Source organism: Amycolatopsis sp. NPDC059021 (assembly GCF_042739895.1).
Classification (GTDB): Bacteria; Actinomycetota; Actinomycetes; order Mycobacteriales; family Pseudonocardiaceae; genus Amycolatopsis.
This window is the reverse complement of sequence record NZ_JBHYIQ010000013.1, coordinates 1-410: the sequence shown is the minus strand read 5'-3', so window position 1 is coordinate 410 and position 410 is coordinate 1. Positions and strand designations below refer to the sequence as shown.

The following is a 410-nucleotide window of genomic DNA, read 5'->3' as shown; positions in this document are numbered from 1 at the left end:
GCGGCGGCCCCCCCCCCCTCCACACACCCCCCCACCCCAAAAACTCAGGGGGGCGGCCCCCCGGCCCACCCCCCCATTTTTTCCGTTGTCCGGGACACCCGCCCGGTGACCGGATGAGGTCATGCCGCCCCTGAGCGGGGACGGGCCAGCTATGGTCGGCCGGTGGCCCGACGACTGCTCCTCGCGCTCCTCGCCGTCCTCGCTCTCGCCGGATGCGGCAGCACCGTGGAAGGTACGGCCCAACCGCAACCGGAGACCGAAGTGTCAGCCTTCCTCGACAAGGTGGCCACTCCCGAGGTGCTTGCCGCGCTGCAGCGCAGAGCTGCCAAGACGCAGGGCGTGCTGGCTGCCCGGCGTGATCCGGGTCCTGCCGTGAAGGCCTCCTTCACAGCGCTGGACGCTGTGAAGGC

At 71.5% G+C, this 410-nt stretch carries 1 pseudogene; it reads left to right on the top strand.

Annotated elements, in window-relative coordinates:
* Positions 1 to 162: 162 nt before the first annotated feature.
* Positions 163 to 410: pseudogene (locus tag ACFWX1_RS10035) on the top strand (hypothetical protein); the annotation flags it as partial.